General features: G+C 31.0%; 14 protein-coding genes. 7 read left to right on the top strand and 7 right to left on the bottom strand.

Translation table 11 applies throughout. The features are described from left to right. Positions 1 to 803: 803 nt before the first annotated feature. A complete protein-coding gene (locus BUB80_RS19910) occupies positions 804 to 1,475 on the bottom strand; it encodes a hypothetical protein (RefSeq protein ID WP_073296891.1) in 672 nt (223 codons plus the stop codon). Between the two features lie 566 nt (positions 1,476 to 2,041). On the opposite strand from BUB80_RS19910, the gene BUB80_RS19905 reads away from it, so the two are divergent. The 3 genes from BUB80_RS19905 to BUB80_RS19895 all read left to right on the top strand — a co-directional run bounded on the left by BUB80_RS19905 (position 2,042) and on the right by BUB80_RS19895 (position 4,595). Further along, positions 2,042 to 3,262 (top strand): hypothetical protein, encoded by a 1,221-nt coding sequence (locus BUB80_RS19905; RefSeq protein ID WP_073296843.1) that lies wholly within the window; start codon positions 2,042 to 2,044, stop codon positions 3,260 to 3,262. Positions 3,263 to 3,506: 244 nt separating this feature from the next. Further along, complete coding sequence (locus BUB80_RS19900; RefSeq protein ID WP_073296840.1) at positions 3,507 to 3,683, top strand: DUF3606 domain-containing protein; 177 nt, start codon at positions 3,507 to 3,509, stop codon at positions 3,681 to 3,683. A 150-nt stretch (positions 3,684 to 3,833) separates the two neighbouring features. Continuing rightward, the gene (locus tag BUB80_RS19895) at positions 3,834 to 4,595 is read left to right on the top strand and encodes an HNH endonuclease (protein ID WP_073296837.1); all 762 of its coding nucleotides are present in this window, start codon (positions 3,834 to 3,836) and stop codon (positions 4,593 to 4,595) included. Between the two features lie 120 nt (positions 4,596 to 4,715). Here BUB80_RS19895 and BUB80_RS19890 read toward each other — a convergent pair whose 3' ends face one another. From BUB80_RS19890 to BUB80_RS19865, 6 genes are all read right to left on the bottom strand, one after another. Continuing rightward, positions 4,716 to 6,122 carry a hypothetical protein gene (locus tag BUB80_RS19890; RefSeq protein WP_073296834.1) on the bottom strand — a complete coding sequence of 469 codons (1,407 nt, stop codon included), beginning with the start codon at positions 6,120 to 6,122 and terminating at the stop codon, positions 4,716 to 4,718. A 58-nt stretch (positions 6,123 to 6,180) separates the two neighbouring features. Beyond that, a complete protein-coding gene (locus BUB80_RS19885; protein ID WP_073296831.1) occupies positions 6,181 to 6,846 on the bottom strand; it encodes a hypothetical protein in 666 nt (221 codons plus the stop codon). 148 nt (positions 6,847 to 6,994) lie between these two features. Then, positions 6,995 to 7,630, bottom strand: coding sequence for a hypothetical protein (locus BUB80_RS19880; RefSeq protein ID WP_073296828.1), 636 nt, complete (start codon positions 7,628 to 7,630; stop codon positions 6,995 to 6,997). 341 nt (positions 7,631 to 7,971) lie between these two features. Then, a complete protein-coding gene (locus tag BUB80_RS19875) occupies positions 7,972 to 9,090 on the bottom strand; it encodes a serine hydrolase domain-containing protein (protein ID WP_073296825.1) in 1,119 nt (372 codons plus the stop codon). A 141-nt stretch (positions 9,091 to 9,231) separates the two neighbouring features. Continuing rightward, the gene (locus tag BUB80_RS19870) at positions 9,232 to 9,936 is read right to left on the bottom strand and encodes a LytR/AlgR family response regulator transcription factor (RefSeq protein WP_073296822.1); all 705 of its coding nucleotides are present in this window, start codon (positions 9,934 to 9,936) and stop codon (positions 9,232 to 9,234) included. A gap of 66 nt (positions 9,937 to 10,002) precedes the next feature. Then, on the bottom strand, positions 10,003 to 11,076 hold the full coding sequence (locus tag BUB80_RS19865; RefSeq protein WP_073296819.1) for a sensor histidine kinase: 1,074 nt from the start codon (positions 11,074 to 11,076) through the stop codon (positions 10,003 to 10,005). 305 nt (positions 11,077 to 11,381) lie between these two features. On the opposite strand from BUB80_RS19865, the gene BUB80_RS19860 reads away from it, so the two are divergent. The 4 genes from BUB80_RS19860 to BUB80_RS19840 all read left to right on the top strand — a co-directional run bounded on the left by BUB80_RS19860 (position 11,382) and on the right by BUB80_RS19840 (position 17,019). Beyond that, the gene (locus tag BUB80_RS19860; protein ID WP_073296816.1) at positions 11,382 to 12,476 is read left to right on the top strand and encodes an NHL repeat-containing protein; all 1,095 of its coding nucleotides are present in this window, start codon (positions 11,382 to 11,384) and stop codon (positions 12,474 to 12,476) included. Positions 12,477 to 12,816: 340 nt separating this feature from the next. After that, entirely contained in the window at positions 12,817 to 14,358 is a 1,542-nt protein-coding gene (locus BUB80_RS19855; RefSeq protein WP_073296813.1) for a tyrosinase family protein, read from the top strand. Positions 14,359 to 14,360: 2 nt separating this feature from the next. After that, positions 14,361 to 15,107: a copper chaperone gene (locus BUB80_RS19850; protein WP_073296810.1), complete on the top strand. Its 747-nt coding sequence runs from the start codon at positions 14,361 to 14,363 to the stop codon at positions 15,105 to 15,107. Between the two features lie 1,132 nt (positions 15,108 to 16,239). After that, a complete protein-coding gene (locus tag BUB80_RS19840; protein WP_073296802.1) occupies positions 16,240 to 17,019 on the top strand; it encodes a hypothetical protein in 780 nt (259 codons plus the stop codon). Positions 17,020 to 17,231: the final 212 nt, after the last annotated feature.

Raw genomic sequence — 17,231 nt, 5'->3', positions numbered from 1 at the left:
TAAGTGAGCTTAAGAGGATATCCTGGCGCACAATAAGTCCACATAAGTTTTAAAAATCTTTGATTTTTTTCTTCAGTGTACTTTTATGCTGTATTATTTTAAACCTTCTTAAGTGTCCTAAAGTCTTAAAAATAAAAGGATGATATGTAGGTAATGTTTTCTGCAAAAATTTGTACCATCTGTAATTAAAATAAACCACAAAAGCCACAAAAAATTGAAACACTTAAGTGAGCTTAAGAGGATATCCTGGCGCACAATAAGTCCACATAAGTTTTAAAAATCTTTGATTTTTTTCTTCAGTGTACTTTTATGCTGTATTATTTTAAACCTTCTTAAGTGTCCTAAAGTGTTAAAAATAAAAGGACGATATGTAGGTAATGTTTTCTGCAAAAATTTGTACCATCTGTAAATAAAATAAACCACAAAAGGCACAAAAGATTGAAATACTTAAGTGAGCTTAAGAGGATATCCTGGCGCACAATAAGTACACATAAGTTTTAAAAAAATCAAAGATTTCTATTATTCTCGCAGATGCTTCAGATTGAGCAGATTTTTTTATCCATAAGAATGCTGAGATCTTTTGAAAATTATCGGATCAAACCTTATAGGTTTTAAAACTTGTGTATATTAAAAACCTATAAGGTTTAGTCTCTTTATAAAATCAGCGTCGTCTGCAAAATCAGCGAGAGAAAAATATCAACAAACATCCGTGAAATTTGTGGAATCTGTGGGAAATTCTTTTAACCACAGACCCAAGGTTTGATAATCACGTATACATTTTTTTCAAAGAAAATAAAAGCTACTTATGTTTTTCTAATTGTATTCCGTGTAAGATAGATATAATTAAACATGCAAAATGTTGCCACCGCCCCAAATGTATGCCATAAAAAGTGTGTTCCGAAACTCAACCATTCCCATTTATCTGCTATACGGAAGGTCAGTGCAAAAACAAACGACAATAAAGCAAAGCCTACCCATTTGCCAGCTTTCCATTGGGTATAAATTAAATAACTTAATACCGAAAAAAGCACAAATGAAGCCATGATTGCATAATTTATGTTGATAAAAAGAGAAGGATTATCTACCAAAATCCAATTTCTTAAACCCAACATAAGCATTAGATATACAAGAACCATTACAACAGCATAGTACCATTTGGTGATCTGAGCTACAAAATAAAATCCGGCAGACAAACAGAGCAACATAATGGGCATCCAATCCATCATGATAAATACCGGCCATTGTCTGAATGAATGATAAACAGTTCCCCCTATGGCGCCAATATATAATAAAACCAAGCAGTAGGTTAAAAAAGGATATTCTTTAAAAGTACCCTTCATTTTAATGGTCCAAAAAATAGCTATGGCTAAAAACAACAGAGCAGTTATTGCATTGAATGGCTCAGGGAAAAACTGAGCCATATCTGTTTCTTTATATAACATTCCTCCGTCTGGAGGTAATTGATTTATAGGCATTGTCATTTTTTATATCATATTTATAGGTATGCTTAGAATGCAGAATACGAACACAAGACATTTTTCTAAACATTCGTAAACATATATACTAATATACTTCTAAATATAGAACAAATTATGGCATTATATACCTGGCTGTGCCTGATTGTATTTTATGAAAATGTTAATTCTACTTCTTATACCAATAAAGTGTAAATAAAAAAAAATGAATAGTATCTCGTCAAGTTCTCCCGGTATTTACAATTTAGAATTCTATCACGAAAATCTCACTAGTATATTTTTAGACTTTGGGCAATTTATTAGATTCATTTATATTTAGTCATATCTTCAAGGTATTAGAACCGATTAGAAATAAAACAATCAGTAAAAACATCTATATATTAAATAAAAATCATCTTATTTTAGAGAAAAATATAATTTAATATAAATATTTTTAACCAAAAACCCAGTACTTAAATTAAACAGAATATTACAAATTAATTAATTTTCATCAACTATATAGGTATTTTATTTATTTTCTCATAAAATAAAAGTTACATTTGACTTACCCAAAATAACACCTTAATATGAAAACCAAATTTACACAATTCAGTGCTATTCTTATTTCTGGACTCTCATTTGCCCAAGTAGGCCTCAATACATCTTTACCAAAAACAACGATGGATGTATCTGCTAAAAGAGATAATTCAGGAGTGATTACGGATAACACACAAACATTCGGATTACAGGCTCCGAGGCTTACAAGAGCTGAGCTTACAGCAAATACCGCTACCTATAGTAGTGATCAGAGAGGAGCATTAATTTATATTACGGATGTTACTGGTGGAGATGCTGCAGGACAACGTATTAATGTTACTGCTATGGGCTATTATTATTTTGATGGAGCAGTATGGCAAAGACTTACACAAGCAACAAATACCATCTTCTCTCCAGTGATTTCCGCATTACAATGTACTACAGCTTACTTAAATCCTTCTACTTATACTCCCGGTACTCCTTTCAACGGAAACCTGAGAGTTACCTATAACCAAGGAAACGGAGGTTCGTATAATTCAGGAGCTCCTTTTACAGTGAACGGATTAACCTTCCAACTAAGACCCGGGACTCTAGAGTTTGGTGATGGCGAATTGGTATTCTCAGTGAATGGAACTCCTACCACTGGTAATGATATGACTCTTCCTATGAACAGTACCACTGTTCCTTTCTTAACAGCAGGACAAAACTGTAACGACACAGTAGGAAATACAAGTCGTGCAGACATTTCATCTGTCGCTGCGATGGGATATCCCACCCTAACAACCGATACCAACGGGAAACAAGCCTATACTTTCCCTCTTGCTACCTCAGATGGTAAGTATTCGATTAGGGTAATATTTGATACCACAAGTGGTACAACCCTTGCCAATCCTAATGTACAACTGTATAATAATACAGGTTCTACCGTTAATCTGTATTGGAATTATAATACCGAATATGGTGGTTATATTGGTGCAGCTGTAACAACAACCAATATTACTTCAGGAGTATGGGGCGGTATGGCAGATGCATCAACTACTTGGTATCCTCAAGGCACAGGAGCAATGGGAAGTGCTTACTGGGGGAACATAGGGATTATAGATGGAGCCGGTGGCGGACCCGAGCATAGAAGATATACCTGGATAGACAGTAATCCTTCTTCAAAAACCGCTTATACTGCAACCATTATGGCAGGAGCCCCCACTTCAAGCAGTGCCCAACCCAACCTTACTAAAATATTCATAAAGATAGAGCAAGTAAAAGCACAATAATATAATGCCCCTAAAATGGGGCATTTCTTATTCATCTATGAGGTTATCTGTGTAAAATTATAAGTGATGTTTGCACCACTTGCATTCATAGTGTTGCTGAGGCTTTCTTTGGAAGCGATTTATTGAACTTCAAAATTGATTAAAAATCCTGACGAAAGTTGGGATTTTTGATTTTACGGAAAACCGTAAGGATATGGTATAAAGCCTATTTATCTTTGGTTTTATTAACCAAAAAATATCTATTATGAGCGATGATTTAAGTAAAAAAAGACCACAAGATGCAACTAAAGTAAATGTAAATGAGAGTTGGGAACTAGAATATTGGTCAAAAAAATTTGGCGTTACCAAAGATCAGTTGAAAAATGCAGTTAGGGCTGTTGGAGTTTCTGCTGCTGCAGTTCAAAAATATCTTGGGAAATAATGGAAATTTTTCAATAGTAAAACTTTTATTTTAGTACTAAATCCTGACGAAAGTTGGGATTTTTGTTTATTTCGCCATAAAATTCGAAAATTTGAAAACTTGCATATTTGAACAAGATGCAATAATTTAATACCATAATAATTTCACTAAATGAAAAAATGTATTTGGTGCTCAAAAACAGAAAATCATACAACCTTTAATAAGCTTGCTCATACAATTCCTCAATCCTTAGGGGGAAAATTTACTTGTAAAAATGTATGTGATAAGTGTAATGAATATTTTGGAAAGAAAGAATTTGGATTACCTGCGGTAGAGATTGCATTAAAGGAACTTTTGAATACTTCAAAATATTTGCTTTTAACTCAACATAAAGAGTTAAGGTTAAATAGGTTTAAGTCGGAATATTTTGTTTTCAATTATAAGAATGACAGAACTTTTAAGTTTAAGATGGGATATAAGCTGAAACCAAACTTTCAGAGAGAGTTTGCAAAAAGATTTAGAAGGGGAATTTACAAAGTATTTTTAGAAGAAAGAGAAAGGCAATTAGGGGATGCTCACGACGAAAGATTTAATTATATAAGAGAATTTTCCAGATATAACCTAAATGATTATCCAGTATACATTCAAAAACCAAAGTTTAAAGTAGTTTTCTATAATACTGAAGATTTATTAGTGCCCCAAATACGATTTACGGAGCATAGTGATGAAATAGATAAAAGTTTTAGATTTTATAGCTATCCTTTGATGGGACATTCTTTCGTAATTCCTACTTCAAACCAATTCATGAATGAACGATTAGCTTCCTATAAAAAACATCTTATTCAAAGCAATGATCCGTTTGGTCTTGAACTTATAGAGATAGATAAAGTTGAAAATATAGATTTTAGGTTCCAATACATGAATGAAAAATAGTATTATCCTATAAACTATTTTAATTTCTAAAATAATGCCACTACTGCACGAATCTTTTGTGTTGTTTTTAATAATAAACATTCTAAATAACAATAATATATCTAAAAGTCCATTTCTATTTTATTTTTTAAATTTTCTAAAAGACACAATTATTTCATAAATTCCTATTCCAATAAAAATTTTTCCTATTATGAAAGGAATCCATGCATACCATAAATCAATATGTTTTTTTTCTTCAATCAGGGGATTGTGATAGTCAGTTACTAATAAGAATTTGAAATATCCAACAGTAAATTTATTAAAAGATTTTAAATCAAATGAATGTTGAAAGTTGTAACTTATGTAAAATACAACATATATTAAAAAACTGAAAAATAAAGTTCTTTTAATAGCTTTAGCCCAATTTACACCATTATCAGAAAAGAAATCATTAATTTTTAGAATTATCAGGTCTCTTTTTAATCTTGTCTTATCAACTTTTGAGGTGGATTTATTGATCTTGGTTTTTAAATGTTTCTTATAAATCGTATGTTCTATCGCTCTATAAAAATTATAATCAATAGAATTGTCAGCTCGCAACAACTGCTGTTTTAAATTTCTAATTGTTCGGTATGTACATCTATCGATCATTTTTATAGAAAAATCATCAAAAAAAGGAGTTTTTTCAAAAATAGTTTTGTCTAATTTAAATTCATCAATATTTACATCTTGAAATGAAGTTGTTTCAGCAAATTTTGAAGTGTCAATAATAATACGAAAGAGATTATTATTATTAAAATATGTGTATTTATTAAAATCACATGAAACTATATTAAATTCACCTCTAATATCATTTTCATTTTTTTCAACTAATGTTGTTTCATTGAAATTGTTATACTTTAAATTAATGCAACCATTCAAATTGTTTTTTATGAAATAGAATTTTGAAAAATTACAATTTTTAATGTAAGACTCTGATATTTCATTCTTATGGAATTCAAATGTTTTATTAAAGGTTGATTTTGAAATATCTAAACGCTCGATTTTACAGTTAAAAATTGTAAATAAATTTAAATTACAGCTAATAAAATCCACGTAACCGGTATTTGTCTTAATGTTCCTTAAAGATAATTCTTTAGTAACTTCACAATTGTGTAATGTTAAATTAAAATCCTCTATGATAGCTTTCTCATCATTTTCTATTATAAGATATGATATTTTTTTGCAAGCAATATGGAATTTATTAATATTCTGGAACTTTGATATTTTCAACTCTTGCAAAGAACAATCTTTAAAGAAAATTTCATTATCAAAATCACAGTTCTCAAAATTTAAAATATGAATTTCATTTTCTTGGTGTGCAATATTTAGATTTAAAAAATCAATTTGGTGTCCTTTAAATTTACAATTTATAAATTTATTTTTTAGAGTAATTTTATTTATGTCAATATTTAATGGAGTTTCAATGTTGAAATTAATGTTTGAATATTCAATTTCTCTTGTTGAAATTAACATTTCATTTAAATCATTTCCATCAAGTTCTATCATTGTTTAAGCAGTTTTTTAAAAGTTTGGACATATCAGAAACACGGTATTGGAAGTCCTTTTAATTTTCATTTTTAGAAAATAGATTTAAGGTATGTTTGTAAAGGCTATTAAAAAAGGATTCTACAATTTTAATACATTCTTCGCAGGATCCATTGTTTAGAGTTATATTGTTTAAATCATTTTCTATCCCAATGTCGGGGATTTTCTTAGATAAATTTTTTATAGTTTCAGCTTTTGCAAATTTTCTTCCATACCAGTCTTCTAAATTACTATCGTGATGAACAATACAGTTTCGTAATTCAACTATCTCATTTAAGAGTTGCCAATCATTTGCATTTAAGTCAAATCGTAAGGAGTAAACATCAGTTATATAAATTTTGAATTGTTCTAAGATTGTTCCTTTAAAAGAATTGTGCTTTATTTTTAAATTCTTAATTAGTTTTAGCATATTACAAAAATTATGAAATTCATTTTCAATAATAGTAACAAGTGAAACAATTACCGATGTTCTTAAGTTTTTTATAAAAGTATCATTTACAAAATGAAATTGACGTTCAAATTCGTCAGTTCCCAATTCAAAGGTTTCTCTATTTATTCTGTAATTTTCCGCTTCAAAATTAACTATCTTTTCAAGTTCTTTAGAATAAATTTTCAGTTCATCAAAACGATCACTAAAGTTACACCAATTACCAAATATTTCTGTATAATCATCAAATTTTCTCATTGTTCATAAGGTTTTTCATAGAATTGCCAATATAATTTTCCATTTAGTTTTAATTTTTAGCAAATTTTTCTAATATCTTAAATTGTAAATGATTTATAATTTTTAAAACATATTTTACGTGATTCTCGACCTCGTTTATCACAAATTACTATAATTCAACAACTTGAAAAGTTGGTAATTTAATATGAGTCTCCATTTTTTCATCTATCAAATTACCAGATATATGAATTAAACTTTTTTCCCCTCTTAAAATATTCTTAGGTGTGAAATGAGAGAAACCATCTCTAAATTTTATTTTATATTCTTTTAATTCTTTTGCCTCGTTTTCACTGAAAATTTTGAATTTTTGACAAGTCTGGATATTTTCATCTAAGTTTCTACCTGAATATTTTTTATCACTATCAATATATTTCTGAATTATTTTTTCATCCGAATAGTCAAGTAAATCCTCAGCCTGATATTGAATTAAAGCTAATTTTATAGCTCTTTCTAATATTAGATTTGTATTCGTTATACTTGCAGTATGGATACCAATTATTAAACAGTATATTGATTCTTTAATATTATTTTCTAAACTCCTAAAGAGAAATAAATTATTTTCAAATAAATATTTTTTATATAAATCATATTTAATGTCAATAGCGGTATTAAATACTTCTTGTAGTTCATCCTTTTTTGCTTTGTCAATTATTTCAAACATTTCATTCCCATCTTCAATTTTGTCTTTTGAATTTAAAAGATTAGAATTCTTATCGCTAAATTTCCAATTGATCTTATGTGGCATTTTAATATTTTTTAACAGGTTATTATAAAATTATAGATAATATTTAAAATATACACAAACATTAAGTATGTGTTTTTATCAATATTAAATATTAGTAAATAATTTCATTGTATTGTTATTTTTCCCACACTCTCCGAAGCCTCCCGACTTTGAAGTAATTTTAAAGAAAATGATCTTATTTTACTAGCTCAAACTCGGGAGACTTTGAGCAGTAAAGCAACACACTGTTGAGCGTATCAATGTTGATAAAGAGACAAATGGCAATTTCTTTACTTCCCTTTCCATTACTGCTAACTGATGCCTCATCAATAAGGAACGTAATGCAACGGTTTAAATTAGTTTTACTCAAGCAATATCCCTATAATTTCATCATACAATGTCCGTAACTGTTCCTCTTTTATAGCATCGGTAAGCGTTCCCATGTTTGTACACAGGACGACGCTGGTATTTTTGGAAGGAAAATAAAAAGCATAGGCTCCGGCTCCGACACCACTACCCTCGTGGCCGATTGCCTGCAGGCCACCATTGGTTTTATAAAAATGGAGCCCTAAGCCATACATCGGAGTTCCCTGATAAATAACTGCAATCTTCATTTCATCCAGCGATGCGGGTGACAGTACCGTTTTGTCATGGAGTAGCTTGTAGTAAAATCCAGCTATATCCTGAACGGAAGCAACAATACCGTCATCGCCAATGAAGGTAAGTACGGTACCCAGCTGCAACTCGCTCATATCGGTAAAGGTGCCGTTTATATCTAAATAGTTAGCCGTTGTCCCTTCGGGAGCCATCGTACTTGCCGTGCCCGCTATATAATAGGTGTTGGAAAGTCCAGTGGCGCTAATTATTTTGTCTGTAATATACTTTCGATGCCCGTTTGGAGTAACATGATCAATAATAAGAGCCAGCAAGTGATAATTTATATTACAATACCCAAATGAGGCGCCGGGTGCAAATTTTGCAGGCTGATCGTAAATATAGCTCAATACCTGTCCGCTCGTCATAGGCAGTGGCCCTGTAACAACATCGTTTAAGAACTGACCATTATCTAAATAATCTGGAAGGCCCGATGTCATCGTAAGCAGTTGCCTTACCGTAATGATATTTCCGTTTGGAAGATGATTACAAATGTTAGGAAGGTAGGTGTTTACTTTGGCATCGAGATTAATTTTGCCCTCTTCTTTCAGTTTTAGGACAGCAACTGCGGTAAAGGTTTTTGAAATACTCTGCATATAATGAAGTGCAGAAGCGGTCATCGGCTTTTTATTAATTACCGCGTCTCCCGCAACCAGGGTATAATTCTCGGAAGCTGTCTTTACACTAAGACTTAAGCCGGGGAAGTTGGACAAAGCTTTATCAAGTTTTTGCTGTGCCAGCGCTTTTCTATCAGATGAGGAGTTTGAATCTTCATGGCTACATGAGGTGATCAAAATAACAACAGCCAGTAATAACAACTTTTTCATAAATGTAATTTGAATTATTTAAATGCAAAATTCACATAAGAAAAAATAAAAGAGGTTTCAAAAGCTTAAAAGTGCATAAATTGGTACTTATTTGCTGTTATTCTTATATATTTCAGCAATACAAATCATTGCAGTTTTTTATTATTTTGAAGTAATGGTTTCCAGATAATTCTGCCAGTTTTCTTTGTAACTGGTTCCAATGGGAATTTCTATGGAGTTTATTTCAATTTCGTTCTTAGTATAAGCAGTCATTTTTTTTGCATGAATAATAAAGGAACGATGAATTCGAATAAAATCAGCATTCAATAATTTTTCAAAAACCGAGATATTCTGTTTTATATGATGTGATTTTCCATTTTCCAAATGAATAGTGATGTAATCTTTCAGGCTTTCGACATACATAATCTCATCAAAAATAATTTTAATATGTCTGTTGCCGCTTGTTACAAAAATATGATTTTCAGATTCTTCATTAACTTCTTTCTTTGGAGTTTGAAGCTGTTTAAATTTTTCTATTGAAACAAAAAAACGGTCAAAAGTAATGGGCTTCAAAAGATAATCAATCACATTAAGTTCATACCCTTCAATGGCGTATTCTCTGTAAGCTGTTGTAAAAATTACTTGAGGCGGATTTTTTAATTTTTTCAGGAAATCATTGCCTTTCAGTAAAGGCATTTCAATATCTAAGAAGATTAGATCGACAGAATTATGCTCTAAAAAGGAATATGCTTTTAATGCATTTTCAAAAGAATCTACTAACTCAAAGCTTTCAAAATTTGCCAAATGAGAAGCAATTAATTCTCTTGCCAAAGGTTCGTCGTCAACAATAATACATCTGTGTTTCATGCGAAATAAGTAGTTTAAAATTCTTAAAAGCTAAATGTAATGGTTTTGAATGGTCTATCGGCAGTCTTATAAAGCTTCTTTCCCATTTTGATTTTTAAGACAAAGCTTAACGCTATAAAACGTTTTCGTTTCTTCAATTTCCAATTGATGTTTTTTTGGATATAATAAATCCAATTGTTTCCGGACGTTTTCTAGGCCAATTTTAGATTTTTCCGAAATTCGGGCACATTCATTTTGAGGTTTTGTATTCTCGATACTAAAAATAATTTGTCCATTTTTACTTTCTAAATTCAATCTGATTGTTGCTTTTTCAGTTTCATTAATGACCCCATGCTTAAAAGCATTTTCGATAAAAGTCAATACAATTAAAGGCGAAATCTTATTACTTTCCTGAATATCTTTCGTAAATAAAATATCCAGTCTGTTTTCGTCATAACGTAATTTTTCCAAAGCAATATAATTCTCAATCAGCGTAATTTCTTTTTCAACAGAAACATAATCTTCATTGCAGCGGTATAAAACAAAGTCTAAAATCTCAGATAATTTAGCAATGACCTCAGGCGCCTTATCATCTTTTTTTAGGGTTAAAGTATATAGATTGTTTAAAGTATTGAACAGGAAATGAGGATTCAGCTGGTTTTTCAGCACCTTTAATTCTATTGACTTTTTTTCTTCTTCCAGTTTTAAAAGACGCTGTTGTTTGCGATTAAAACTGATAAATCCTAAAATAATAACGGGATACGTGATAAAAGAAAACTCTCTTACTATCAATTTGCCCGAAGTAAGACGTTCACGAATCGTCATTGTATGCCCCAACCAATCATCAAAGAAAGTTGGAAATCTGGTTTCCAGATAATAAAATTTTAAAGTTATTAAAAGCGCAAAAACAATATAAAGCCAGCCTAAGGCAGAAATTATGAAAAATAAATATCTTTTTTTATTTAATGTTTCAGGAATAATCCAATATATCAAACCGTAAGCAACGGCGGCCTGTGCTAAAATTTTACAGGAATAAATAACAATGAATGCATAAGAATCTTCATTGTCAGATTTATTTGAATAAAAAAACAGCAAAAATAAAATCCAGTATAAACAATGAAGCGCCGTTCTTTTTAAATCAATTCTGTTGATAAAATTCATTATATATTTTAATAAACGCAAAGTAACAAAATATAGAAATAAAGTCCGTTAATTAATCTGAATAGTCTGTTTTAGCCTATAAAAACTGCATTTCAGCATACGAATTCAATACAACTTAAAAATCGATTATTTGAATGCTTAAACAGGTTCTTCAACTATGCTCAAAAAATCATCATAATGACGTGATTATATTCGCTTCAAATAACAAAAATGATCAACCGTATTATTCTACCGGCAGCACTGTTAAGTACTATCCTAAAATAAAAAACCTTTTTAACGGAAAATGATTAAACCAACAAAACGAAATGAAAAAAGTAATTAAAAATGTAATAGGTATTCTGATCCTAATGAATGCCCTAACCTTGTTTTCGCAAGAGATCAAACAAGAAATAGTATACAGCAAAACTTCTAAACTCATAAAGCCCACCTTGTTTGCTGATTTGGGAGAAACCAACCAAACGCCAGACGGAATGGCTTTAGATAAAAAAGGAAATCTATATTTATCGATCACCAATCCAATTACATTTGATCAACACGGGAGCAGAATTCTAACTTTTGATGAAAATGATAAACCCGTCATTTGGTTTGACCAACTCCCATTGCATCCTATTACTAAAAAAGTACATCCAATGGGAATGGAGTTTGGTCCTGATGGAAATTTATATATAATGGATAATCAGTTTTTTACAGGAAATGAAAATTTTTCAAGATTGATTCGAATAAATGTAAAAGACGGAAAACCTTTAAATGCTGAGGTTTTGGTTGAAGGATTTAATTTCGGAGAAGCCGTAAGATGGTCTAAAAACAGAATTTATATAACGGATGCATTATTTAAAAACAGAAGAGAAAGCGGAATTTACAGCTTTACCATGAAACAATTAAATTCTAAAAATATCACGTTAGATGCAGCCAATAAGAAAAATTATATCATTGCAACTTTTACTTTAAAACCAGAAGTTACGAAAAACACGATAGGAATTGACGGGATTGCTTTTGATAAAAAAGGAAATTTATACGCCGGAAATTTTGGAGATGGCGTTATTAATAAACTAGAATTTGACAAAAACGGAAAAGTAAAATCGAATACAATAGTTTTTGATTCAGATCTGTTAAAATGCTGTGACGGATTTTTTTATGACGAAAAAAGAAATTCGATTTTTATTGCCAATTATGAGAATAACAGCGTGCATCAACTCAACTTAGATACCAATACCATTTCGCTGATTTGGGAAAATGACGATGCAGACGGTTCTGATGGACAACTGGATAATCCTTGTGAAACAATTATCTATAAAGGGAAATTATTAGTCGTTAATTATGATACTTTTCCAGGAGAAAAGAATAAAGAAGCAGATGCTTTTCATACGATATCAAGCTTTGATTTGGAAAATTTGAATTAAAATTAATTATTCTTCGTAATCACCTGATAAATACAAACTTTATAATTCTTATCTAATTTGGTTTAAACGAATTAAGTCATCCACAAAGGTGTTTTTATCAACGTATGGCATGTTCACTAAAGCGGCAAATATCTAAGGTATTTGTCGTTTTTCATTGTATAAATATTTCAGTTTCATGGAAAGCATATACATAAACTACATCTGTTCTCCTTTAATAAAATATTAGGTATTACTACTGATAGACAGATATCTTAAAAATGATACTTTTACAAGGTGATGGAAGGCGAAAATCAACATTCTTCCTTCAATCAAAAACTACTCATCATAAATCTATTAATACATGAAAAAATTCTTACGAAAAAATGCGTGGAATCAAGAGGGAACGTTTGATAATAGCGATTTATTCTGGTACGCAAAAGCAGTGGCTGAAATGCAGTCCCGAAAATTGGATGACCCGACGAGTTGGTGGTTTTTTGCTGCAATTCACGGTGAAAATATTGCCGGAGATCCTAATAGTATTAATTGGAATACAATTAAAACGCCCCCAAAAGTACCCACAAATCCCCTTCCATCTACAAACATAAAAGATAAGTATTGGAATCAATGTCAGCACCAAACTTGGTATTTTGCACCATGGCATCGTGGCTATCTTATGGCTCTGGAAATACAGATAAGAACAATCGTGATAGAGCTTAAGGGACCTGCTGATTGGGCTTTACCGTATTGGAATTATCTTAATGGAGAAAAAGAGAATAAGATACCCCCGGCATTTACTCAACAGTTTCTAAATGACGGTACAACACCCAATCCTCTTTTTGTTACAGAAAGATACGGTCCGGATAATGACGGAAATATTTACATCAAATTATTTAAAGACGGTAAGCCAAGAGTTACCCAAAACTGTGAACTTAAAACGGTATATACAGGTAATCAAAATTGTTTTGGAGGGCCTGAAACTGAATTTTCACATTATGGAACGTTATTTCCTCAAGAAAGCTTAGAAACGAATCCTCACAATTTTGTTCATAATGATGTAGGAGGAGTTGCTCAGGGAAATGAAGGTATTATGTCTGATCCCAATACGGCAGCATTGGATCCTATTTTTTATCTTCATCATTGCAATATTGACAGAATGTGGGCATCATGGAATGCGAAAGGAAACAATAATCCATCACAGATAGAATGGCTGGGAGGTCCGAAAGAAATTGGTGAACGTGAATTTGTAATGCCTTTAATTGATGGAAAAGAATGGATATATACACCAAATGATGTAACCAATCTGGATTCTTTAGATTACAGCTATGACAACCTTGAAACAAAAACAGAAAGTGCTATTACCGATAACACTTCTGAAAGATTGAAAAAGCTAGGAATTCCAACTCTGGATCATGTTCAACTAACTGAAGATACTATGGATAATAATGAAAAACCAACAGAATTAGTCGGTGCAAACCAAGGTTCTTTTGAAATTAAGAATGCCATAACTAAAACCACCGTTAATTTTTCTGATAAAGGATTAAAGAAAGTTTCTAAAAGCTTTTTAAAAGCTTCCGCAGAGGAAGTCCCTGACCGTGTTTATTTAGTTCTTGAGAATGTTAAGGGAAATATCAACGCAAATACACTTGAAGTTTCTGTAAACAATCAGCATGTAGGATTTATCTCGCTTTTTGGACTTCGCAATGCATCATTGGGTGATTCTCACGGAGGAGGTAACGGTCTTAGTTTTTCTTTGGATATTACCAATATTATTGATGAACTGCATCTTGAAAATGATCTTGAAAATGTAAGTTCTTTAGACGTTGCTGTTACTCCCGATAACGAAATTTTATCCGATACAAAAATTACAGTAGGAAGAATAAGTGTTTACAGGGAAAAACAATAGCCATGAAAACATCAAATGCCAATCGAAATCTCATAAGTTATATTATATGGGGTATAAGCATTATCTTTTGGTTTATCTTGCTTTGGAATCCCGGTAATTTGATGACTGCAGCACATTGTAAGATGACTTTGTGTGAGGGAAACGCGACTTCATTAAAAATGCTCCTGAAAATAAATCCTTTTCCTGAAATGATGGCTGGATGGATATTGATGGTATTTGCCATGATGCTTCCTAAGTTGATTGTTCCTATCCAGATTATTATTGATCACAGTTTTAAGAATATGAGCTTTTTAATGGTTCTTATTTTTGTAATAGGATATGCTTTGACTTGGATTGTAGCCGGGGTTTTATTAAACATACTCATCTTGTTTCTCAATATTCAGATGCCTGGATCTTTTATTCCGGTTGTTATTTTGGGGATAATCGCTTTAATTTGGCAATTTTCTCCAACTAAGCAAAAGTGTCTTAATAAGGGGCATTATCATCCTGTTTTGGCTGCGTGGGGATCAAAAGCTTATACAGATGCTTTTTCATTTGGGCTCACTCACGGTTTTTGGTGTGTAGGTGCAGGTTGGGCATTAATGCTTTTTCCGATGTTGCTACCACAAGGACATAATTTTGCGATGCTAATAGTAACTTTTATTATGTTGAGTGAGCATATGGAACATCCGCAAATCCCTCGTTGGCGCATAGATTTGAGGCTAAAATTATTGAGAATAATAATCTTGCAAAATCCCATCAAGCGTTGATTTATTTTTTTAAAAATCAGATAACAACATACTTGATTGTATCAGTTAAATTTTAATAAGCTTTTTATAAGAACAAGATCTAAATGAAGAATAACTCTATTAAGATTGCTTACTTCAAACGAATAAAATTATCTTATAAATATGAGCTTTGTAAGTCTTGTTTAATTTGGTTCAAACTAAATAAATCATCTATAAAAGTGTTTGAAGAGAATCCTTCTTTGGTCACTAAAACGGCAAATATCTTAGATATTTGCCGTTTTTTCTTGTCTAAATCTTTTAACTATATGGAAGGAGTTTTGGATGCAAAATAAAATCTACAACATTCAATCCTCCCATCGTTAACTATTGAAAAATTATCCTAATTATTTTTCTCTATCAATTCAATAATTTTTAAGGTAACATCACTTGATGATTGAAAATTTTGCACTGTAACAATTCGACCATCTTGTTCAACGTAAGATTCATTTCTCTTTGAGATGACTAATCCTGAAAAAAGAAAACCAAAAGCACTTATACTTATAATAATTAAAACGAGACTATATTTTGCAATATTGATCTAATATAAAAATATAATAGAGGCCCAATTAAAAAACAGTCAAGTAAATTTTTCACAATACTACATAAAAATATCAATATGATAAGTAAGTCTTTCATAAAAGGAACCTTATTTTATTAAGAAACAAAAGTGAATCTATATTTCTTATAAAACATTACCTTGAAAGCAAATGAAGATACTTCAAATGTATCTAAATGAGTTCACTTACATACTAAATACTGAAGTGAAGTCCTCCTAGTTAAAAAGCGAAATTCATTTTGCAATATAAGTTCTACAAAATACATAGGTACTCGAAAATCTATATCTTAAAAATAATTCATTACACACACTGACAATCACAATATACAAATAATTGATTTTCAAAACACTACATGAAAGTAGTATATAAATGGTATACCCCTTTTTTGCATTACATTTTAATTTCACATTCCTTTGCACTCCCAAATTTTAAAAACACACCATAAATTTTATCCTTTTTTAAAGTACAATTAGTTTTGGAAATTTTGGAGGAATACCTTGAGTAGAAGATATGATTCATGCTCTTTAAATTATTATTTAACAAGAAACTTTATAAAAATGATTAAAAAAAACTTTATTATTTCAGGACTTTTACTTAGTTCAGTAGCCGCATCTGCACAAGTAGGTATTAACACAGCCAATCCTTTAGGGATATTGCATGTTAATGGAGGAAGTACTCCAGCAGATACAAATCCAAATGATGATGTCGTTGTTTCTAAACCGGATGGGAATCTTGGTATAGGCCGCATTGACCCTACAGTTAAGTTAGACATAAAAACCACCGGAACAGCTGGATCTCCAGTGTATGGCTTTAAACTTTCGGATGGAAATGAAGCAGCAAATAATGTGTTATATTGTGATGCTAACGGGGTGGGAACATGGAAAAAACTGTCACTATTTACCGGACAAAATATATTAGGTGCTTTTAATTGGGCTCCTTATACTAATATTGGAAACACAAATTGGAATGGAATTGCTTCTCTGACCATCACTCCAGGATCACATATGATCTATACAAAAATTCACATACTGAATAGTTCTAATAACGGATTTGTGAGAACGTACATAGGAACAAAAAACGTTGGAACCAATAATAGTAATCCACAAGATACACCTATACTGGGAAGTACTAATTTTCAACCACTGATGGGAAGAGATTTTGAAGTTACCCAATCCTTTGTTTATAATAATATAACGAATGCAAATGTTACTTTATATTTTGTTCTTCAGTCGGATATTAACAGTATTAGCAGAAGTGTATATACTTTTAATAATCAAGCCACATTCCAAGGGGTAAATTTAATTGAGAATTATTTCTTTTCAACACCAGTTGATTAAAAAAATCAAATTCTTGGAAATACTAACTTCATGTAGAATTAAAGCTAAGTATTAGAAAATGCCTTGAATAAAAAAAATTGAAAGCCTTTCAGATTTGAAAGGCTTTTTTTGTGTAAATGTCGCGTCCTAAAATAGGTTTACAGAAAATATACTTATTATGGAAAAACGAGATAGGAATAGAGAAAAGCGTACACAACGAGATTATACAATGT

The organism is Chryseobacterium polytrichastri, assembly GCF_900142445.1.
Classification (GTDB): domain Bacteria; phylum Bacteroidota; class Bacteroidia; order Flavobacteriales; family Weeksellaceae; genus Chryseobacterium; species Chryseobacterium polytrichastri.
Note: the sequence above shows the minus strand (reverse complement) of the source record. Positions and strands in the feature narration are given on the sequence as shown.